Genomic DNA, 21,102 nt, shown 5'->3' with positions numbered 1-21,102 from the left:
AAATCGATATAGGGTATTTTAGGTCACATTAAGATTATCCTAAGGAAACAGAGAGATTTCTAATCATCAGTCAAGGTCAACCCAATACCTCCGACAAGCTTTGCAGCAATGTTATATAGCATTGCAGCAATAACACCAAGCAGTGTAAAGAGAATAACGTTCACCACAGAAATCATCGTGGTGTACAACGCAACCTGCCCCAACGATAAGAAATCAGAAATATCAATATGGTTACCTGTTGTGCCAAGCATCGTCAGAAGATCATTAATGCCATCAAACAGCCCCGTAGCCTGCATCGCAAGCCACAAAACCACTGAAGACACAACAAAGACAATACCCACAGCAACAGAAAGCAAGAAAACCAGCTTAGCCACAGACCAAGTATCGACTTTAGCAACAACAAGACGAGCGCGACGAACTTTAGAACGAGGTGCAGGACGCACCAAAGGCTTATTACGGTGAGCAGCAGAACGTGTACTGTTGCTGCGTGCCCCCGCACGCTGTTTATTCGCAGTAGCTCGTGCACCTTGTTTACGGGTGCTAGTACCGGTAGTGCTCACTCTTAGTTACCTCCGTGTGCATTCTCTTCAGAACTCTGAGCTACTACTTGCTCAGACTCAAGCTGATGATTCTCTAACGGTACTGTATTATCGACCGCTTCGGCGCTTTCGCCATCATTTTCTTCTTCAAGCTGTCGGTCTTGATTACGAGCAACACCAACAATATGGTCATTTTTACCAGGTTTAGCAAAAATAACACCCATGGTGTCGCGTCCTTTAGCAGGAACTTCAGCAACAGAAGTACGAACAACTTTACCTGATTGCATAACGACTAAGACTTCGTCATCTTCTTCAACAATCAATCCACCCACAAGGTCACCACGATCTTCAGCCAATTTAGCAACCTTGATACCAAGACCACTACGACCTTGAATACGATACTCTCCAACCTTCGTGCGTTTTGCATAACCGCCTTCAGTCACGACAAAAACATACGAATCATCAGAAACAACGTTCATACTCAACAGCTCATCACCATCACGGAATTTCATACCCGTAACACCAGAGGTTGCACGACCCATCGGACGCAATGCCTCATCAGTTGCGGTGAAACGCAGTGACTGACCCTTACGAGAGATCAACATCAAATCGTCTTCTGCGGAAGCAAGACCAGCAGAAACAAGTTCATCGCCATCACGTAGGTTAATAGCGATAACACCAGCAGTACGATTAGTGTCATAGTCACTTAGTTTGGTTTTCTTCACCAAACCACCTTTAGTAGCGAGCACTAGATATGGAGCATCTTCATAAGATTTCAGCTCCATCACTTTGGCGATAGTCTCTCCAGGTTGGAACGCCAAGAGATTAGCGACATGCTGGCCTTTAGCATCACGACCGGCTTCCATCAGCTCATAAGCCTTTGTGCGGTAAACACGACCTAGGTTCGTGAAGAAAAGAATCCAGTTATGCGTTGTGGTCACAAAGAACTGTTCTACAACATCATCGCCACGTAATGCAGCACCCTTAATACCTTTACCGCCACGGTGTTGGCTTCGATATTGGTCAGAACGAGTGCGCTTGACATAACCACCACGAGTAATAGTTACAACCATTTCCTCTTCAGGAATCAAGTCCTCCATCGACATGTCGCCGTCATATCCCATCAGAATCTTGGTGCGACGATCATCGCCATAGCGATTGACAATATCAGCAAGCTCTTCAGAAATAATCTCACGCTGAAGAGTATCAGAAGCAATAATCTCGTTATATTCTGCAATCAAACGCATCAATTCATCATGACGAGTTTGAATCTTCTGACGTTCCAAAGCTGCCAGACGACGCAATTGCATGTTAAGAATTGCTTGAGCCTGAGCTTCATCAATATCAAGTAACGTCATTAACCCGCTACGAGCATCATCTGCTGTTGCAGAACGACGAATCAGAGCAATTACCTCGTCTAGAGCGTCAAGAGCTTTAAGCAGTCCGCGGAGAATATGCGCTTCTTCTTCAGCTTGACGCAAACGATAACGAGTTCGTCGAACGATAACCTCAATCTGGTGGTTTACCCAATGACGAATAAACGCGTCCAAAGAAAGTGTACGAGGCACACCATCAACGACAGCAAGCATGTTAGCAGAGAAGTTTTCTTGTAACTGAGTGTGCTTATAAAGGTTATTTAGAACAACCTTAGGCACAGCATCACGTTTAAGAACGACAACTAGACGCTGTCCGGTACGACCAGAAGTTTCATCCCGTAAATCAGCAATACCGGTAATCTTATGCTCTTTGACGAGGTCAGCAATTTTAATAGCAAGATTATCGGGGTTTGTTTGATAGGGGAGTTCGGTAATAACCAGGCAGGTGCGACCGTGAATCTCTTCGACGTTGACTACCGCGCGCATCGTAATAGATCCGCGTCCTGTACGGTAAGCATCTTCGATGCCCTTATGCCCAAGAATGGTAGCGCCAGTAGGAAAGTCTGGGCCTTTAATGCGCTCTAATAGAGCGTCAAGAAGCTCTTCGTTCGTTGCATCAGGATTTTTAAGGAACCATTCCACGCCTTCTGCTACTTCACGTAAGTTATGAGGGGGGATGTTGGTTGCCATACCCACCGCAATACCTGAGGAGCCATTGACTAATAGGTTAGGAATACGAGATGGAAGAACAGTCGGTTCTTGGTTCTTACCATCGTAGTTATCTTGATAGTCCACGGTATCTTCGTGGATATCACGAACCATTTCTAATGCGATAGGCGCCATTTTTGTCTCAGTGTAACGAGACGCCGCAGCTCCATCGTTACCGGGAGAGCCAAAGTTTCCCTGCCCTAGCGCAAGGGGATAACGCATGGTCCAATGCTGGATGAGACGTACCAAGGTGTCATAGATAGCGCTATCACCGTGGGGATGGTACTGACCCATCACATCGCCAACCACGCGAGCGCATTTATTAAAAGCTCGTTCAGGTCGATATCCGCCATCGTACATTGCATAGATGACGCGACGGTGTACAGGTTTTAGCCCATCACGCACGTCCGGTAAAGCACGTCCAATAATGACGGCCATCGCGTAATCCAGGTATGAACGTTCCATTTCTGAGCGGAGGTCTACTTTATTCACTCGTCCGTGAACGGTAGTTGCTGCCGCTAAGGAACTTCCTACAACTTCGCCTTCAATAGGTTCTGTGGAATCATTCTGAGTTTCATCGCTCATGTGAAGTTTTCCGTTTCTTTTCGTCCTTGATTTATATTCCTTGAGCGTTATATAACGCTTGTGCTATGCACATATTCCCTAGACATCAAGGAATCGAATATCTTTTGCGTTCTGTTGAATAAAGTCACGTCGAGCCTCAACATCTTCACCCATCAGAACAGAGAAAACCTGATCAGCTGCAGCAGCATCTTCTACAGTCACCTGCAAGAGAGTGCGCTTTTGAGGATCCATCGTTGTTTCCCAAAGCTCGGTATAATCCATCTCCCCAAGACCTTTATAACGCTGAATACCATTATCTTTAGGAAGACGCTGATTATTAGCGAGACCTCGAGCAACAACCTCATCACGCTCAGCATCAGAATAAACATAATCGTGCGGAGCGTTAGACCATTTAATGCGATACAGCGGAGGTTGAGCCAAATACACATACCCAGCTTCAATCAAAGGCCTCATAAAGCGGAAGAGCAAAGTCAACAACAACGTCGTAATATGCTGACCATCAACATCTGCATCCGCCATCAAAACAACCTTATGATAGCGGGCTTTTTCGATGTTAAATTCTTCTCCGATGCCGGACCCAAAAGCGGTAATCATCGACTGAATCTCAGCATTGCCCAAAGCGCGGTCAAGACGAGCACGTTCTACATTGAGGATCTTTCCACGTAAAGGAAGAATCGCCTGAGTATTTGGGTCACGTCCCTGAACCGCAGAACCACCTGCAGAGTCACCCTCCACCAAATAAATTTCAGAAATCGATGGATCCTTCGACGAACAGTCTTTAAGCTTTCCAGGCATCGAACCTGTCTCCAACAAGCCTTTACGGCGAGTTGTCTCGCGAGCGCGACGAGCAGCTAAACGAGCATTAGACGCAGTAATCGCACGGCGCACAATGTCTTTAGCGATTTGAGGATTACGCTCGAACCAGTCACCTAAATGATCTGACATCTCACGCTGAACAAAGGACTTCGCCTCAGAGTTGCCCAGCTTCGTCTTCGTCTGACCTTCAAATTGAGGCTCAGAAATTTTTACAGAGACAACAGCCGTTAGGCCTTCACGAACGTCTTCACCGGTGAGGTTATCGTCTTTATCTCTCAACAATTTATTATCGCGAGCATAACGGTTCACCAAAGACGTCAGTGCTGCACGGAAGCCTTCTTCGTGGGTGCCGCCTTCATGCGTATTAATGGTATTAGCATACGTATGGACAGACTCTTTATAGTCGGTAGTCCATTGCATCGCCACTTCCAAGCTCATAATACGCTCGGTATCTTCTGCTTCAAAAGCGATGATTTCGTCGTTAATAGTCTCTAGTTTTTTAGAGCTGTTAAGGAACTTAACATAATCTAAAAGACCATTTTCATAGAGGTAGGTGACGCTCTTATATCCGTGCGCATTTGCACCAACTCGATTGAGTTGTTCACCTTTTTTCTTATCGTCCCCAGCAATTTCGTCTTGGGGGAGAACTTCTCGTTGATCCGTCAAAGAAATGGTGAGGCCCTTATTCAAGAACGCCATTTGCTGAAAACGCGCCCTCAACGTTTCAAAATCAAAAACAGTTGTTTCAAAAATTTCGGGATCTGGCCAGAACGTCTGAGTAGTTCCAGTTTGTTCTGTTGCTTCGCCACGAGTCAGCGGGTTCTTCGTAACACCACCAGTTTCAAAGGAGATGTTCCACGCATACCCTTGACGTCGCACCTGCGTTTCCACGCGAGTAGATAGCGCATTCACAACAGAAATACCCACACCGTGCAGACCACCAGAAACAGCGTAACCGCCACCGCCAAATTTACCGCCAGCGTGCAAAATCGTCATCACGACTTCTACAGTAGGTTTATGTTCGGTGGGATGCTCATCAACCGGAATGCCACGTCCGTTATCGCTAACACGCACCGCTCCGTCTTCGAGGATTGTCACCTCAATATGATCGGCATAGCCAGCCAAAGCTTCGTCAACAGAGTTATCGACAACTTCATAGACAAGATGATGCAGACCGCGTTCATTAGTTGAACCGATATACATACCAGGACGTTTACGAACAGCTTCTAGCCCCTCGAGAACCGTAATATCGGCTGCACCATATTCATGAGGTGTTTCTTCAGTTGCCACAGGTATAAGGCTCCTTGAGTAAGATTTAGCGCATCTTTGTCAAACCTTCACAACCTTATTTATTGCTATACATTAAGGCTGCACGGATTACTCATTCAATGAGTGATATAGAGTTAAAAATGCGCAGTACATTTATGCTCAATTCTACCGGAAAATAGGGAAATATCGCCCTCTTTGTTGCCTTTTAAAGGGTTATTCTTAGCGGCTACCCGCTAGAACGCCTAAAATCGGCGTTTCAAGCGCATCAGGGTATTGCACAATAGGTTCCCCGTGGTTATAAGTTTCTCTTCTTAGATAAGAAAACTACCCATAGGTATCTCGTGGTCCACGTCCACCAGGAGCAACCAATTTACCGTGTTTCCACTGTCGTGTATGGGGGCCCAAAATAATAATATCTGTCACGATACCAGCACCAAGCTCCCGCTCAAACATCTTCAACACTTCACTTTTCATCAGCTTCAGATTAGTAGCCCAGGAGGTCGAAGAACATCGAATCGTAACTTTAGTATCTTGATATTTTTCGGGTGTTGTATGTTCAGCAACATGCTCACCCATCAATTCTTTCCACCGAGCCAGCACAGAAGAAACAGCAACCGGATCTTTCCAGCCTCGACTACGGATTAATTTATCGATAGCATAACTCAGCGGTTGGGGGTCACGATAATCTTCACCAGACCCTGTATATCCACCCATTTGAGCAATATTTTGCCGCTGGTAATACGGTTGAGGTTTTTTCTTCCCCGGTTGCTGACTCATTGAGACACTAAAATCTTTGAGAATTTTTCGAGCAGCATACCCCTCAAGAGGTGCCTCTCCTCGCTCAGAAGCAGCATAACGCATTCTTTGCAACATAATTGCTGGAGCTTCAGCGTATCGCTCGTCAAAATTCATGAGAAGACAATTCTTTCACTACCGTATGCCATCTAAGATTCTGCACCAAATGCCACCCGCCCCGGGCTCACCCTCACAATGGTAATATCATCCCCCAGTTCCTGAGGGATATCTTCTTCGATAGCACATGTGACTAACACTTGTTCAGCGTCAGAGACAATTGAACCGAGGCGTTTTCGCCGTGCAGTATCTAATTCAGCAAAAACATCGTCAAGGATAAGAATCGGACAAGATCCTACACCTTGCTGTTCTTTTCTATGAACATACCAAGAACCTAATTTGAGAGCTAGCGCTAAGGACCAGCTCTCCCCATGAGATGCAAAACCTTTAGCCGGTATATCACCAATCTTCCATATCATCTCATCACGGTGAGCGCCCACTAAACTTACTCCACGCTCAATTTCTTCTTGCTGTTTGTCTTCTATCGCGCGCATCCATTCCTGAGCAATATCAGCAACGCTCAGCTGCGCTGCGTGGGGGAGCGTAGCATCTGTAATATCAGGAAAAATAGTCGATTCGTAGGTGACACCAATCGCTTTAGAACCGTCAGTGAGCTGCTGATACGCATGTTGAATTTCTGGCATTAGCCGAGCCAAAACATTCCATCGAGAATGAACAAGTAACGCTCCAGCTTGAGCGATTTGCTCATTCCAAATAGTCAAAGTATGGCGATGCTCTTCAGTGATTCGCCCACCTCTCATCGTTTTTAGAAGAGAGTTTCGTTGTCTGAGAATCCGTTCATAGTCACTTCGATAAGAAGCAACAACAGGACGCAAAGAAACAGCCATATCGTCAACAAAACGTCTTCGATATTGAGGCTCTCCTTTAACTAGTTGTAAATCTTCGGGAGAGAAAAACACTGTCGCAGTAATCCCCAACGCTTCGCGAGCACGCACGGGAGCTGCCCTATTAATGCGAACACGATTACTATGCCCTGGTGCAATTTCAAATTCAGTGATGGTCTGCCATTTTCCACGCACAACACGAGTACGTATATACGCTCGTTGAGCACCCACCTGAACTAATGGGCCATCATGAGACACGCGATGTGAAGAAAGCTCGGCAGTGTAGTTAATGGCTTCAACAATGTTGGTTTTACCGACACCATTAGCACCCAAAAACACGGTGACACCAGTAGACAACGGCAAATTCAACAGCGAGTAAGTGCGGTAGTTCATCAACGAAATATGGTCGATGTACACACAAACCTTCCGTTCTTCACAAGTTCTTAGTTTTAAAAGACTTTGTTAGTTAGGTAGACGAACAGGCATGAGCAAATATCGGTAGTCACTTTCATCTTCGCCCATCAGTTCTTTCTGCCCTGAGATAGAGGCAGGTTTCGCAGGGTCAGTGAAAGAGAATCGAACAAATTCTGTCCCGAAACTATTTAGACCTTCCGATAAGTAGGATGGGTTGAACGCAACAGTAATGTTATCTTCACCTTCAAGATGAGCGCTCAGCGTTTCCGTTGCTTGCGCGTCTTCGCCTGTTCCAGCATCTAAGCTCACTTGACCTTCAGCGAAAACAAGACGCACAGGAGTGTTACGTTCTGCAACAAGCGAGACACGACGTACCGCTTCGAGCAAATCAGAAGTTCTGACAATCGCATGAATAGGTGTGGAGTCAGGGAAGAGAGAGCGAATCTTGGGGTATTCTCCATCGACAAGCAAGCTTGTCGTGCGACGTCCGCCTGATTCAAAACCAATCAGTTCATGGGAATCGGAAAGCGCTATGTTAAGATCGCCTGCTCCACCTAGAGTTTTAGCTACCTCTGACATTGTTTTCGCTTTGACTAATACTGAAGTTTTAATATTTTTTGAGGCTGGTTCCCATGTCAGTTCACGCATTGCTAGACGATAACGGTCAGTTGCAAATAACGTCATCTTTTTCCCCTCAATTTCTACCAAAATAGCAGTGAGTAGGGGGATGGTGTCGTCTTTAGAAGCTGCAACAACAACTTGTGAAACAGATTTTGCGAAAGAATTTCCGTCGATAGTTCCAGAAATAGTGGGAAGCGCAGGAAGCTCGGGATAGTCAGCTACTGGCATAGTGCTGAGGTTAAAACTTGCGGTACGGCATTGAATATGCATTTTTGACTCATGAACGCTAACGTTCACGGCTGAGTTCGGTAAAGCACGGCAAATTTCCGCAAGTAGCCTTCCTGAAACCAGAGCTGTACCTTCTTCTTCAATAACGGCACTGACTTTTAGTTTTGCGGAGGTCTCGTAATCAAAACTAGCGATAGAGACTTCTCCGTCAGCTGCAGTAATTAGCAGTCCTGAAAGGACAGGCACAGGTGGACGAGGTGAAAGTGATCGAGCGGTCCAGCCGACTGCTTCTGTGAGGACATCACGTTCGATAGTAAATTTCACCAGTACCCCTTGTACGTTGAATCAAAGATAAAGTTTCTGAGCTCGTCGAAGATGTGAGCACATTTTGTGTTCAGTCTACCGGATATTTTCAAGTGTTCCGTTGTAAAGACCAGAAGATGGGGGGTGTTTTTAGTTGTTATCACCCTTAAAGACACCACTAGCGTATATACCCTTTAGGGTATATACGCTAGTGGTAATCTTTTTTGACTCTTTAGCAGCCTAATTTCTTAAACTCGATAGTCGCTTTAGCAGTGTATGTATTGCCTGTGCCAGTGGAGCTATTGCGTCCAAGAACGGCTTCCTCTCCACCCTTTGGATCCGCAGAGAACGTAAAGACTGCTCCTGCACCCTTCGGAATAGGCCCAGCGAAGATAATAGACAAGTAAGTTCCACGATCTTCGATGAGAGCAGGTGGGAAACTCTCCGAATAAAGTTCTGGACGGTGAGCATCAAGACGCAAGAAAAGTTCGAGTCCGCCTTGGCTAATAGCTGAGGGGTTTGACCATGAGGGGTCAACAGGAATTGTAATCATTGCACCGCTAGCAGCACCTTCAGGAAGACCGATATGTAGACGCCACATCAGCTTTTTACTATTGGCATCGTACCAGTGTTGCATTTCTGCTTCACCGTATTCTTGAGACTTGTCTTTTTCGCTAAGACCTTTGCCGTAAAGAACTTTTTTGATGTAATTGTTGTTTGAATAGTCTGGGTCCGTTGCAACAATTTGAGATTCAACTTCCCAGACTCGAATGTCGCATGAAGCAGCATAGACCGGAACGACAGATGTTGCGAGGACAACGGGCGCAGCCCAAGCGGCACCTTTAACAAGATGACGGCGGTTCACTGTGTGAGACATTATTCCCCTAATAAGAAAAAATTTTTAAATTAAAACTTCACTTTTTAGTGTACCGACAAGATACCCAAAAGACGTTTTATTAACTAACCACTCTATTGGCGGGGTATGTCAGCTGTTTAGCTGACATACCCCGCCAGATTCGTACTACGACGTATCTAAAAAGTATCGAGATTTTAAGAGCACTGTAGAGGTTTGAAAGTTATATAAGCTTCAGCCGTATATGGAGTACCGGCTAATACAGCATCTTCTCCACCAACAGGAAGTGTTGTAAAAATAAAACCTCCAGCAGCTCCTACTGGGATTTCTTGAGAGAAAGAAATTGTTATGTGGTCAGATCCTATAGCTATCTCAGCTGGAGGGAGTTCGTGAGTAAAAAGCTCAGGATGGGCTGATCCAAACGCTTTAAATTTAGCAAGAGGATAAGGAGACGGACGCGAAGGGGAAGTCCAAGAGCTATCGAAGGGGATAGTAACAAGCGTTCCAGCTTCTGCTCCTTCTGGAAAGCCTAAAGGAATACGCCACCATAATTTTCCTCTGAAATACCAATGTTGCATGGAACTTTCACCCGGAGGAGTTGTTTGGTCGGTAACAACATTGTCAAAGTTAACGTTTGAAGGATCCGATTCTGTTTGAATCAGACGTGACTTGATATACCACACGCTTTCAGAACAAGGGGAGGAAGCGTAGCTGGGTACTAGTGACGAACTAAGAACTACAGGTACAGACCAAGCAGTTCCACTAACAAGATGACGACGAGATATCGAATTCATGGTTCCTCTATATAAGAAGGGGAGAACTCATGAAAATATGTACATTTCAGTGTTGTTCTCAATGGTTCATTGCGAGAATACTTCTTAAAATACTGTTATTCAAAAGAAGATCATCTGATAGTCAAACTACATCCTTTTAATTTTCAAAACAACACAACATCTCAGAAAACACCAATTTTCTGTAATTACATCAAGAACTAGGACACCAATAGCAGGCAAGAAAAGTTGTAATTACAGAGGTCTAGATGTTCGAGAAAGACACAGAAAATGTTATTTGGAGGTTTTTCTCTTTAAGGTAGTAGTGTTAATAACGGATGTGGATTATGTGGATAACCATCAAATACCGCGAGAATTCAAGGTTTTAGATGTTGATAAAATGTGTTTTAATAAAGCTCATTAAGTGAACCCAGTGTGAATGAATAATTATGCTGTATAAGCAATCCACTTAAAACGTATAACTATGCACTTAACGTCCACATTTTAAGACCTTAAGTCACACAAGTTATCCACAGTCCAGATTTTTTGTTATTTAAGCTTGTCAGAACTACTTCTGAGCCCTTTGAGCTTGTTTTATCTTGTTGGTTAACTCATTTACTTGATTGAAAATCTGATGTCGTTCTGCCATCAAACTCCTAATTTTTCGGTCAGCATGAATGACCGTAGTATGGTCACGGCCACCCAATTCTTGACCAATTTTGGGAAGAGACATATCTGTCAGCTCCCGCAACAGATACATCGCAATCTGGCGCGCTGTCACAAGAGTACGTGTTCGAGACTTTGACTGTAATTCTTCAATCGACACATCAAAATAGCTCGCAGTCGCCACAAGAATTTGAGAAGCGGTAATCTCTTGAGCACCGTCGCTGGTAATAAAATCTTTGAGGACACGTTCTGCCACTGACAAATCAATAGGTTGCTTATTTAACGATGCAAACGCTGCCACACGAATAAGAGAACCTTCTAGCTCACGAATATTAGTCGCGATGTTCGAGGCAATATACTCCATCACATCATCAGGCACCTCGATAGATTCATTTTGAGCTTTCTTCCTCAAAATGGCAATGCGAGTTTCTAATTCCGGTGGTTGCACGTCAGTAATAAGCCCCCACTCAAAACGAGAACGCATACGTTCTACGAATCCAGTGAGCATTTTAGGAGGCAAATCAGAAGTGATAACCACTTGCTTCTGATGATTATGCAAAGTGTTAAAAGTATGGAAGAACTCCTCTTGAGTGTGTTCCTTACCAGCTAAAAACTGAATGTCATCAATCAGCAACATATCAACATTGCGATAAATCTGCTTAAATGAAGAGCCTTCATCATCTCGAATGGAATTAATAAATTCGTTCGTAAACTCTTCGGAATTGACATAACGTACTCGAAGTTCTGGATAAAGTCGTTTCGCATAATGTCCGATTGCGTGGAGCAAATGAGTTTTCCCTAACCCCGAATCGCCATAGATAAAGAGGGGGTTGTACGCAGATGCTGGAGTTTCTGAAACAGCAAAAGCTGCCGCATGAGCAAAACGATTAGACTGTCCAATTACAAAAGTGTCGAAAGTGTATTTATCATTGAGGCGGGCAGAGCTTTCCCACACAGACGATGCCGTTGACGTTTCGGTGTTTTGCTTTGGCTTGGGCGTCTCAACATCTTGAACAAGAGAAACTGATTCTTCCTGAACAGAATTATTACTTTGTGTAAAGGATGGGCTTGCCAGACGCCCCTCTGTCTCTATCTGTTGAACTGTCGGAACAGACTCAACAACCTGAATCTCATCATTATTTTGGGGTATGTTAGCGGTTTTAGCCGGTGACGAGATCTCTTGTTGAGGATTCTTTGGCTGAACGAAAGCAGCAGAGGAGACTTCCTCAAGACTGGTATCAATGACGATAGCTTCGGTAGTTCCTTCTCCGAAAGCGTTTTCTAATGCAACCTTGAATTCGTGATTAATTTTTTGTTGAATGACTTCTCTTGCATACTCGCTAGGAACCGCAATAAGTAATACTGAACCCATATGTGCTTGAGGCAGCGCTTGCGAAATGAATCCCATCCACCGCGGACTGACTTTAGTTCGAAGCATCTCCTTGAGATGAGCCCAACGAAGCATCATGGTGTCATGTGATTGCTCGCTCAAGGTGGAACTCCTTTTATATTGGGTAATGTTGAGATTAAATTTTAGCGCTTAAAAACCAAAATCCACAGTTTTCCACAGCTGTTATACACAGAGTGGAAAACTTGTTATTTACACAGTGTATTTCATGTGGGCACTTCGAGACAGTTTATCGAAGAAGTCGTGAATTACAAGAAAAGTAACTGTTGATGAGTTGCGAGCGGTCATTCTGTGGAAAACATGAAATTTAGTGCCTCAAAAAGAATGAATCCACAGGTGTTGATAATAGATTATGCACATGCTGTGATTAAAAACTTAGCTGTGCCTTGCTTGACCACAGGCAATTAACCTCATAGAGTTTTTTAGTCATATGTGTACGCTCCGTACGCTCTGTTTAGGCAGGGCAATAGTGTGAAAAAACGCTTAGGATGTGTGCTCATCATCAGAAATAAGCGTCAACCTGTTTCTAAACAAATTGGTGAAGGGTTGCGCGCCCCTACCAAACGCTTTGGAGTAACAAAATGAGCAAGCGGACTTTTCAGCCGAATAACCGCCGTCGTGCCAAGAAGCACGGTTTCCGTCTTCGCATGCGCACCCGTGCAGGTCGTGCCATCTTGGCAAACCGTCGCAGCAAGGGTCGCACCGCTCTTTCGGCATAAATTAAACTCCTTCCCTCCTCGACCTCTGGGGGAATCCTAGGAGTCGAAACCGAAAGGAGAACATGTGCTGGCTCAACAGCACCGGATGCGGACAAAAGTCCAATTCACAGAAACTACACGTTCCGGTGTCCGTTCTGGGCGCCGGAACTTAGTTCTATATGCAACTTCCTATGGGCAATCTCCTACTATTATCGGATTTATTGTCTCTAAAACTGTTGGGAATGCTGTTACCCGAAACCTCGTCAAAAGAAGACTGCGCGCACTCACAGCACCTACGCTCAAAGAACTTCCGCAGGGATACCAACTAGTTATTCGCGCTCTTCCGGCATCCTCTCATGCCACATGGGAGCAACTAGCACAAGATTATGAAAGTGCTCTAACTAGCATCCTTGCTAAAATAGCATCACAACAATGTCTGCAAGCAGTAGCGAAAAGCCCTGAAACTGCCTCACTATCCCGCCGAGAGGAATGCTGAAAATCCATGATGACGCACTCTTCTCACGGACAAAGATCAGACCTTTTAGAACAAGCGCCGCATGAATTTGTTCGACCGCAATCCATACAACATGCTCTATGGACGTTGCCACAGAATTTTCTTATCGCGGTATTAAAAGTTTATCGAGCAGTCGTTTCACCACTTTATGGAAACGTTTGTAAATACTATCCAAGTTGTTCAGCCTACGCCTTAGAATCATGCCTTCGACACGGGGCAACTAAGGGGCTGTCGCTTACTGTCCGCAGGCTTCTGCGTTGTCATCCTTGGGCGGCTGGTGGACTTGATGAAGTGCCGGCAGGAAAACAAAAATTTCCTGCCGGAAAAGAACCTAAAATTATTCTCTTGAACCACCCTCAAGACTATCTATAAACCATCATGCAACAGACCAAACTAATAGGCTCAACGAGCCAAGGAGAACTCGATGTTTGACGCCATTCTCTGGCCCTTTAAATGGATTGTTTCCTTTATTCTCTGGGTATTCCATTCACTCTTCACTACAATCGGGTTAGACCCTACCTCGGGTCTGACCTGGGTACTTGCTATTGTCGGGCTAACGCTCGTGATGCGTACTCTGACTATTCCTCTGTTCCTTAAACAGATTAAATCTATGCGAGGGATGCAAGAACTTCAGCCAGAACTCACAAAACTGAAGAAAAAATATCAAGGTAAAACAGACCAGCTCTCACGTCAAGCTATGGCGCAAGAACAAATGGCTCTGTATAAAGAACGCGGAGCTAATCCGCTTTCATCTTGTTTCCCTATTCTGGCTCAAATGCCAATTTTCTTTGGGCTCTACCAAGTACTAAGAGGGATTCCTCACGCGGCGGAAAAACATGAAGGCATTTTGATGCTTTCTAGTGACCTAGTCAAACAGTTCAATGATTCGTATATTTTTGGACAAGTTCCGCTCTTTTCCACAATGTTGAACCCCGGGAACGGAAACCACGCAAGCACGATTATTGCCGCTGGCGCTCTCGTCGTCTTGATGTCTGTATCCATGTTTGTATCCCAGAAACAGCTGGGCGCTAAAAACGTGTCTGATGCGGCTAAAGAGTCACCCATGTATCGCCAACAGCAGATGATGATTTATATCTTCCCTGTTATCTTCTTGATTTCTGGTATTAACTTCCCTATCGGTGTTCTTGTGTATTGGACTGTCTCAAATATCTGGTCTGTAGGGCAGCAATGGTGGGTTATTCGTAATAACCCAACGCCCGGTTCTCAGGCAGAACGAGAACTCAACGCTCGTCGCGCAGAAAAAGGTCTGCCACCGGTCGGTAAGACTAAAGAACAATACGAAGAAGAATTGCAAAAAGCACGTGAACGTGCAGCTCAAGGGCAACGCCAACAGCCTGTCAGCAAAAAACGTCAGCGTCAACAACAGAAAAAGAAGAATTAGTTTGATGGAGCATCTTGTGGAAGAAACACCTATGTCTGAAGAACACGAAAACTGCGAGGAAAAAGATCAGCTCAAATACCTCGAAGATGAAGGCGACATTGCCGCAGACTATCTTGAGGAACTCCTTGATATCGCTGATATTGATGGAGATATCGACATTGAGATTCGTAATAACCGCACATATCTTTCTGTTATTAGTGAAGATGGTGAGAACGAACAGCTTAAAGCTCTTATCGGTAAACGAGGAAATACTCTTGCTGCTTTGCAAGAACTAGTGCGTTTATCGGTGCTTGCTGCTACGGGAAATCATTCCCGTTTGGTTCTTGATATCGGTGAATATCGCGCAAAACGTATTAAACGAGCTACTTCTATGGCACTAGAAGCTATTGCGCAGGTCAAAGAAACTGGAGAAGACTACCACTTGGAGCCTTTGAGTGCTTATGAACGCAAACTTGTTCATGATCTTGTCGCTGAAAATGGTCTTTATTCAGAGTCTGAAGGAGAAGGGGCAGGGCGTCACATTGTTATCTCTGTTCCGGAGGCATAAATGACTCAGGATATTCTTCCGGAGCTAACCGGCGTTGAAAGAATCGCTGCAGAAAAGATTTTTGGTCAGAGGCTTTCGCTCGCTCAACGCTATGTTGAGCATCTTGCCACTAGTGGTATTGAGAGAGGTCTTATCGGGCCTCGAGAAGTTCCTCGTTTGTGGGGGCGTCACGTGTTGAACTGCGCTGTGGTGCAGGAATATATCAAGAAAGACGCTTCAATCGCTGACGTGGGTTCCGGTGCCGGCCTTCCAGGGCTTTGTTTGGCTATTGCTCGTCCAGACCTCGATATTACGCTGATAGAGCCTCTGGAGCGTCGTGTGATATGGCTTGATGAAGTTGTTGAAGATTTGGGACTGGGGAACGTGACAATTTTGCGTTCTCGTGCCGAGCAAGCTATCGGCATGGTAGACGTTGAATATGTGACGGCTCGTGCTGTATCGGCGTTGGTGGGACTTGTTGATATTACTCTTCCCATTCTTCGTGGTACTGGTGAGTTGCTTGCGATTAAAGGACGTTCTGCTGGAGAAGAAATTGCTAAGGCGCAAAAGAAGCTCAATAAATATGGTGCTCGTACTGTAGAGGTGCTTAGTGCTGGTGAAGGGCTTCTTGATGAACCGACGACTATTGTGAGAGTTTCTCTTTAGAAGCTTTTATCTGTAAATCGATTCTACTTTTTGGTGGTATCAATACTGCAAGGTATTGATACCACCGTTTTTTATATTTGTTAAGTTTGTTGTGCCTGGTATGTGATGGGGTGAATCTTGCCTGTGCGATTTTTAATATTTGGGAGTTTATCTTTAAGAACAACCTTTTAAGGTTTTTATTTGTAAATATTGTCGATATGTCACTGATAAACAGGTAATCTAAGTAGCACCCTCATGTCGTAGTGCCGAATTTTCTATATTGCTCTTGAGGGGAGAAAGTTAGGATTGACTGGAACCTCATGAACCAAAAAATAGCAATTAATGTTCCTGATTTTGGAATGCCGCCGGATCCACCAGAAAGTGCAGGCACTCCTCGGCTGGATCGCGGTTATGTTTCACGTGAAACGCGTCAGAAAATAGAGAAACAGGTGCGGAGCAAAGGGCTCGATAGCATGGTTTCTGCAGAGGTTTTAAGTGAGAAAAAGAAACTTAAGGAACTGGAACAAATCGTTTTGAATCGACCAGAAAAAACCCGCGTATTTGCTATCTCGAATCAAAAAGGCGGCGTCGGGAAAACAAGCACCGCGGTCAACTTAGCGGCCGCTCTTGCCACTAAAGGAATGAACGTTCTTGTCATTGATAGCGACCCTCAAGGCAACGCGTCAACAGCTTTAGGTATTCAACACGGAAGCGATGTGCCTAGCGTCTACGACGTACTCATTGACGAAGTTCCTTTATCTGATGTTATTGAACCGTGTCCAGACGTCGAAAAGCTTTGGTGTGCGCCTGCAAATATTAATCTTGCTGGAGCTGAGATTGAACTTGTCTCAATGGTTGCTCGTGAAAACCGACTGCGAGGAGCAATTCAAGAATATGAGCAATGGCGTCAAGATAAAGGGCTAGAACGCCTTGATTATATTTTTATTGACTGCCCACCAAGCCTTGGTCTGCTGACCGTTAATGCTTTTGTTGCGGCTCAAGAAGTTCTTATCCCTATTCAATGTGAATACTACGCGTTGGAAGGGTTGAGTCAACTACTCAAAAACATCCAGATGATTCAGAAACATCTTAATGCTGATCTTGTGTTGAGCACTATTCTTTTGACAATGTATGACGGAAGAACAAATCTAGCTTCTCAGGTAGCTGATGAAGTAAGAGTTCACTTCCCGAATGAAGTTCTTGATGCTGTTATTCCCCGTTCTGTTCGTATCTCAGAAGCGCCAAGCTATCAGCAGACTGTAATTAGTTATGATGTCTCATCGACTGGTTCTAGAGCTTATATAGAAGCTGCTATAGAAATAGCAAAAAGAAAATAATTATTATAAATCTAAATAGGTTGTTTTATGTGAAAAAAAGGAAGCAACTGCTTTTTATTCATGAATAACAACTTTTTAAAAGAGCGTACAATTTAAGAGTTTCACGTGAAACATCGCATCTTTCTCCCTATGTTTCTTGTGAAACAGTTAGACTTAGACGGTCTACTGAATAAGAGGAGAATCTTACTATGGCAGAAAAGAAGCGTGGGCTAGGTCGAGGCATTGGCGCTCTCATTCCTACTGAGAACTATACAGAGAAGAACGTTCACATATCTCAAACTGCAGATCGCTTATCTCAAAATGCTCCTCAACACAATGGTGACTCAAAGAATGTTTCACGTGGAACATCTCAAACCCAGCAGAAGGATTCGAAGAAAAAACGTGCAGACATGGGAGCAGCTCTTCGTGGTTCAACTTCTAATAGGCGACCTGTCGATTTCTTCTTTGGCGGAGAAAGTCAGTCTGACAGTGGGCTAATCCCTGTTCCCGGCGCTCAATTTACCATTCTTAATGTTCACGATATTCACCCCAATAGAAAACAGCCTCGTACTGAATTCAATGAGCAAGATATGGAAGAACTTGTTCATTCTGTTAAAGAAATAGGTGTTTTACAACCTATTGTGGTAAGAAAAAGCCGTGAAAATGGTCAGGAAAAATACGAATTAGTCATGGGGGAGCGTCGTTGGCGCGCAACGCAACGAGCTGGTCTCGATACGATTCCTGCTATTGTTCGAGAAACTCATGATGTTGATTTGCTACGTGATGCATTATTAGAAAACCTTCATCGTAGCCAGCTTAATCCTATTGAAGAAGCTGCAGCGTATCAGCAACTTCTTGAGGAGTTTGGAACTACTCAAGAACAATTAGCCCAAAAAATTGGGCGTTCTCGCTCGTTGATTGCGAATACTATTCGCCTTCTAAAGCTTCCTGCTCTCGTGCAGCGCCGAGTCGCTGTTGGTGTATTGTCTTCGGGGCATGCTCGGGCGTTATTGTCGTTGAAAACTCATGCTGAAATGGAAAAGGTTGCCCAAAAAATTGTTAATGAAGGTTTGTCTGTTCGCGCTGTAGAAGAACTAGTATCACATTTTTCGGAACAGCCTAAAAAAGAACCTAAAACAATTCGACCTCAAAAGCATCATGAACGCTTGGATTATATTGCAGACGCATTCGCTGATAGGCTTGATACAAATGTTAAAATTCAATTAGGTGCCCGTAAAGGAAAAATGACTATTGAATTTGCTTCTGTGGAAGACCTTAATAGAATTATTTCTGTTCTCGATCCAAATATAGATAAAAAATAGATAATTATATTTATTAATAATGCGTGAAATAAATATATTTATTTCACGCATTATTTATTTTAAGTGTAAGGTTTTCTTGCTGTCTTCTAATGAAATGTTTCACGTGAAACGAGATTTTATGAAGGATATAAACCTTTTGCGGTTAAATATACTGCATGAATACCTCTTTTAAGGAGGGTTTCACGTGGAACAAGAGGGAGTCGCACTAGTAAGATGCTGGAAAATTTCCCTTTTGTGTTTCACCTGTCTTGCAACTTTTCCTCCTTTGTGTGATTCTGAAAACAGCTAAGAATATTTTGCAATATTTTTTATTGCATTGATAAAAAAGAGATGAGGACTATATGAGTTATACAGTGAGTGATTACCTGTTGGACAGGCTTGCAGAGCAGGGGATTACTGAAATATTTGGAGTCCCCGGAGACTTTAATCTTCAATTTCTAGATCACATCGTAGAACATAAAAATATATCTTGGGTTGGTAGCGCAAACGAACTTAATGCTGGTTATAGTGCTGACGGTTATTCTCGGGTTCGTGGACTAGGTGCCCTTGTTACCACCTATGGGGTCGGAGAACTCTCTGCGATCAATGCTTTAGCTGGCTCTTATGCTGAGCATGTTCCTGTCGTGCATATTGTTGGTGCTCCAAGTAAAGAAAATCAAGCAAACCATCTGAAAATGCATCACACGTTAGGCGATGGTGATTTCTCACATTTTATGAGAATGGCGCGGGAAGTTTCCTGTGCCGTAGCAGACCTTGACCATGCTACAGCAACGGCTGAAATTGATCGCGTGATTCGTGAAGTAGTAATCCGTCGTCGACCAGGTTACCTCTTGTTGTCGACCGATGTTGCAAGAGTGGAGACTACACCGCCTCGAGAGCCTCTTCAAACTGATGTTGCACTATCCTCTGAAGGTGCTCAAAAAGCCTTTAGAAAGGCTTTGAGTGAGGTTCTTGCCGGGAAAGAAGTGAGTGTTCTCGCTGATTTATTGGTGCATCGTATGGGAGCACGTGAACAGCTTAAGACACTCCTCAAAGAAACGGGATTCCCTCACGCTACATTAATGTGGGGCAAAACTCTTGTCGACGAGAGTGACTCTCAATTTGCGGGAGTATATGCAGGGGTGGTCTCTGATGAGCGAACTAAAGACGCTATTGAGAATGCAGAGGTTCTTATTAGTGCTGGTGTGGAATTTACTGATTCTACTACTGCGGGATTCTCTCAGAAACTTCCCGAGAATACGGTTCATATTCGTCCGCAATCTTCACGCATCGGGCATGAAGTTTTCACTCCATTGACCATTAAAACAGCCTTAGAGATTGTTGTAGAGGTTGCTCGAGAATATGATGCCAAGCCATACCCTCTCCAAAAAGAAGTCAAAGAACAAACTCAAAAGATTGATATGAACGCTTCTTTGACGCAAGATACCTTGTGGGATTTGCTTTCTGGAGAGTTGACTCCTGGAAATATTGTTGTTGCTGACCAAGGAACTTCTTTCTTCGGGATGGCGAATAGGAAATTTCCAGAATCCTCAATGTTTATTGGGCAACCACTGTGGGGGTCTATCGGATATAGCTTGCCAGCGATGCTCGGAGCGTCAATAGCAGATAGGTCGTCACGAGGTGTTCTACTTATTGGAGACGGGTCAGCGCAGCTAACTATCCAAGAAATTGGAACAATGCTGCGTGAGAAAATTAATCCGGTCATTATTCTTATTAATAATGACGGATACACCGTTGAACGAGCTATTCATGGGCCTCAACAGCCTTATAACGATATTCACCGTTATCAATGGGATCTTATACCTGCTGCATTTGGTGCAGGTGAAGATGACGTCCTCTTATTTAAAGTCCGAACTGCCCAAGAATTATTAGATGCTTGCCGTATTACTAATAAAACTCGTGATCGCATGGTGTTTATGGAAATTATTATGGATAAAGATGATGTCCCTCAACTACTCAACGACGTTGCGAAGGCTTTAGCACGAGCGAACTCTCAATAAAAAAATAGGGTGTTGGTTGTGTTTCACGTGAAACACAACCAACACCCTAATGAGAGCCTTTAGGTGTTAGAGGCCAAGGAAAGGAGCAAACTCTTTCAGAAGAGCTGCCTTAGGCTTTGCTCCAACACTTTGATGAGCGACTTCACCATCTTTGAAAACATAAACTGCTGGAATAGACGTGATGCCATATTTCATTGCTGTTTCAGGATTATTTTCTACATCAAGCTTGAGAACTTTAACCTGTTCGGAATATTCTTCAGCAATTTCATCGATAACAGGTCCAAGCATACGACAAGGACCGCACCATTCCGCCCAAAAATCAACAATGACAGGTTTCTCAGAGCGAAGAACCTCGTCAGCAAAAGTTGCATCAGTTACTTGATTAGCCATAATTATTTCCTTCATATAGTGGTGGATGAAAACTAT

At 44.2% G+C, this 21,102-nt stretch carries 19 protein-coding genes; 9 read left to right on the top strand and 10 right to left on the bottom strand.

What is annotated here, in order from left to right:
* Positions 1–59: 59 nt before the first annotated feature.
* The 9 genes from ACN08X_RS07460 to dnaA all read right to left on the bottom strand — a co-directional run bounded on the left by ACN08X_RS07460 (position 60) and on the right by dnaA (position 12,313).
* Positions 60–560 carry a DUF3566 domain-containing protein gene (locus ACN08X_RS07460; RefSeq protein ID WP_419108372.1) on the bottom strand — a complete coding sequence of 167 codons (501 nt, stop codon included), beginning with the start codon at positions 558–560 and terminating at the stop codon, positions 60–62.
* A gap of 2 nt (positions 561–562) precedes the next feature.
* Positions 563–3,208: a DNA gyrase subunit A gene (gene gyrA / locus ACN08X_RS07455; RefSeq protein ID WP_419108371.1), complete on the bottom strand. Its 2,646-nt coding sequence runs from the start codon at positions 3,206–3,208 to the stop codon at positions 563–565.
* 78 nt (positions 3,209–3,286) lie between these two features.
* A complete protein-coding gene (gene gyrB / locus ACN08X_RS07450) occupies positions 3,287–5,314 on the bottom strand; it encodes a DNA topoisomerase (ATP-hydrolyzing) subunit B (RefSeq protein WP_419108370.1) in 2,028 nt (675 codons plus the stop codon).
* Positions 5,315–5,617: 303 nt separating this feature from the next.
* Positions 5,618–6,205, bottom strand: a complete 588-nt coding sequence (locus tag ACN08X_RS07445) for a DUF721 domain-containing protein (protein WP_419108369.1) — start codon at positions 6,203–6,205, stop codon at positions 5,618–5,620.
* Positions 6,206–6,237: 32 nt separating this feature from the next.
* A complete protein-coding gene (gene recF, locus ACN08X_RS07440; protein ID WP_419105855.1) occupies positions 6,238–7,407 on the bottom strand; it encodes a DNA replication/repair protein RecF in 1,170 nt (389 codons plus the stop codon).
* Positions 7,408–7,452: 45 nt separating this feature from the next.
* A complete protein-coding gene (gene dnaN, locus ACN08X_RS07435; protein WP_419105856.1) occupies positions 7,453–8,577 on the bottom strand; it encodes a DNA polymerase III subunit beta in 1,125 nt (374 codons plus the stop codon).
* A gap of 211 nt (positions 8,578–8,788) precedes the next feature.
* Positions 8,789–9,433 (bottom strand): hypothetical protein, encoded by a 645-nt coding sequence (locus ACN08X_RS07430; protein ID WP_419108368.1) that lies wholly within the window; start codon positions 9,431–9,433, stop codon positions 8,789–8,791.
* 173 nt (positions 9,434–9,606) lie between these two features.
* The gene (locus tag ACN08X_RS07425) at positions 9,607–10,203 is read right to left on the bottom strand and encodes a hypothetical protein (protein ID WP_419105857.1); all 597 of its coding nucleotides are present in this window, start codon (positions 10,201–10,203) and stop codon (positions 9,607–9,609) included.
* 544 nt (positions 10,204–10,747) lie between these two features.
* The gene (dnaA, locus tag ACN08X_RS07420; RefSeq protein WP_419108383.1) at positions 10,748–12,313 is read right to left on the bottom strand and encodes a chromosomal replication initiator protein DnaA; all 1,566 of its coding nucleotides are present in this window, start codon (positions 12,311–12,313) and stop codon (positions 10,748–10,750) included.
* Positions 12,314–12,834: 521 nt separating this feature from the next.
* Here dnaA and rpmH point away from each other — a divergent pair.
* The 9 genes from rpmH to ACN08X_RS07375 all read left to right on the top strand — a co-directional run bounded on the left by rpmH (position 12,835) and on the right by ACN08X_RS07375 (position 20,676).
* A complete protein-coding gene (gene rpmH / locus ACN08X_RS07415) occupies positions 12,835–12,972 on the top strand; it encodes a 50S ribosomal protein L34 (RefSeq protein WP_419101264.1) in 138 nt (45 codons plus the stop codon).
* A 64-nt stretch (positions 12,973–13,036) separates the two neighbouring features.
* Entirely contained in the window at positions 13,037–13,447 is a 411-nt protein-coding gene (gene rnpA / locus ACN08X_RS07410) for a ribonuclease P protein component (RefSeq protein ID WP_419108367.1), read from the top strand.
* Between the two features lie 9 nt (positions 13,448–13,456).
* Positions 13,457–13,837, top strand: a complete 381-nt coding sequence (yidD, locus tag ACN08X_RS07405; protein WP_419105883.1) for a membrane protein insertion efficiency factor YidD — start codon at positions 13,457–13,459, stop codon at positions 13,835–13,837.
* Between the two features lie 52 nt (positions 13,838–13,889).
* On the top strand, positions 13,890–14,867 hold the full coding sequence (gene yidC / locus ACN08X_RS07400; protein WP_419108366.1) for a membrane protein insertase YidC: 978 nt from the start codon (positions 13,890–13,892) through the stop codon (positions 14,865–14,867).
* Between the two features lie 31 nt (positions 14,868–14,898).
* Positions 14,899–15,414: a protein jag gene (locus tag ACN08X_RS07395; protein ID WP_419105884.1), complete on the top strand. Its 516-nt coding sequence runs from the start codon at positions 14,899–14,901 to the stop codon at positions 15,412–15,414.
* Entirely contained in the window at positions 15,415–16,059 is a 645-nt protein-coding gene (rsmG, locus tag ACN08X_RS07390; protein WP_419105860.1) for a 16S rRNA (guanine(527)-N(7))-methyltransferase RsmG, read from the top strand.
* Between the two features lie 452 nt (positions 16,060–16,511).
* The gene (locus tag ACN08X_RS07385; protein ID WP_419108382.1) at positions 16,512–17,375 is read left to right on the top strand and encodes a ParA family protein; all 864 of its coding nucleotides are present in this window, start codon (positions 16,512–16,514) and stop codon (positions 17,373–17,375) included.
* A 188-nt stretch (positions 17,376–17,563) separates the two neighbouring features.
* Positions 17,564–18,676, top strand: coding sequence for a ParB/RepB/Spo0J family partition protein (locus ACN08X_RS07380; protein WP_419101270.1), 1,113 nt, complete (start codon positions 17,564–17,566; stop codon positions 18,674–18,676).
* Positions 18,677–19,017: 341 nt separating this feature from the next.
* Positions 19,018–20,676 carry an alpha-keto acid decarboxylase family protein gene (locus tag ACN08X_RS07375; RefSeq protein WP_419108365.1) on the top strand — a complete coding sequence of 553 codons (1,659 nt, stop codon included), beginning with the start codon at positions 19,018–19,020 and terminating at the stop codon, positions 20,674–20,676.
* Between the two features lie 66 nt (positions 20,677–20,742).
* Here ACN08X_RS07375 and trxA read toward each other — a convergent pair whose 3' ends face one another.
* Positions 20,743–21,081 carry a thioredoxin gene (gene trxA, locus ACN08X_RS07370; protein WP_419101272.1) on the bottom strand — a complete coding sequence of 113 codons (339 nt, stop codon included), beginning with the start codon at positions 21,079–21,081 and terminating at the stop codon, positions 20,743–20,745.
* Positions 21,082–21,102: the final 21 nt, after the last annotated feature.

Source organism: Rothia sp. P6271 (assembly GCF_048512995.1).
In the GTDB taxonomy this organism is placed as follows: domain Bacteria; phylum Actinomycetota; class Actinomycetes; order Actinomycetales; family Micrococcaceae; genus Rothia.
This window is presented reverse-complemented; position numbering and strand designations above follow the sequence as displayed.

Coding starts and splice junctions, on each gene's coding strand:
- gyrA (WP_419108371.1), bottom strand. CDS start 3,208: ATGAGCGATGAAACTCAGAATGATTCCACAGAACCTATTGAAGGCGAA.
- ACN08X_RS07445 (WP_419108369.1), bottom strand. CDS start 6,205: ATGAATTTTGACGAGCGATACGCTGAAGCTCCAGCAATTATGTTGCAA.
- ACN08X_RS07430 (WP_419108368.1), bottom strand. CDS start 9,433: ATGTCTCACACAGTGAACCGCCGTCATCTTGTTAAAGGTGCCGCTTGG.
- ACN08X_RS07425 (WP_419105857.1), bottom strand. CDS start 10,203: ATGAATTCGATATCTCGTCGTCATCTTGTTAGTGGAACTGCTTGGTCT.
- dnaA (WP_419108383.1), bottom strand. CDS start 12,313: ATGATGCTTCGTTGGGCTCATCTCAAGGAGATGCTTCGAACTAAAGTC.
- rpmH (WP_419101264.1), top strand. CDS start 12,835: ATGAGCAAGCGGACTTTTCAGCCGAATAACCGCCGTCGTGCCAAGAAG.
- yidD (WP_419105883.1), top strand. CDS start 13,457: ATGACGCACTCTTCTCACGGACAAAGATCAGACCTTTTAGAACAAGCG.
- yidC (WP_419108366.1), top strand. CDS start 13,890: ATGTTTGACGCCATTCTCTGGCCCTTTAAATGGATTGTTTCCTTTATT.
- ACN08X_RS07395 (WP_419105884.1), top strand. CDS start 14,899: ATGTCTGAAGAACACGAAAACTGCGAGGAAAAAGATCAGCTCAAATAC.
- rsmG (WP_419105860.1), top strand. CDS start 15,415: ATGACTCAGGATATTCTTCCGGAGCTAACCGGCGTTGAAAGAATCGCT.
- ACN08X_RS07385 (WP_419108382.1), top strand. CDS start 16,512: ATGGTTTCTGCAGAGGTTTTAAGTGAGAAAAAGAAACTTAAGGAACTG.
- ACN08X_RS07380 (WP_419101270.1), top strand. CDS start 17,564: ATGGCAGAAAAGAAGCGTGGGCTAGGTCGAGGCATTGGCGCTCTCATT.
- ACN08X_RS07375 (WP_419108365.1), top strand. CDS start 19,018: ATGAGTTATACAGTGAGTGATTACCTGTTGGACAGGCTTGCAGAGCAG.
- trxA (WP_419101272.1), bottom strand. CDS start 21,081: ATGAAGGAAATAATTATGGCTAATCAAGTAACTGATGCAACTTTTGCT.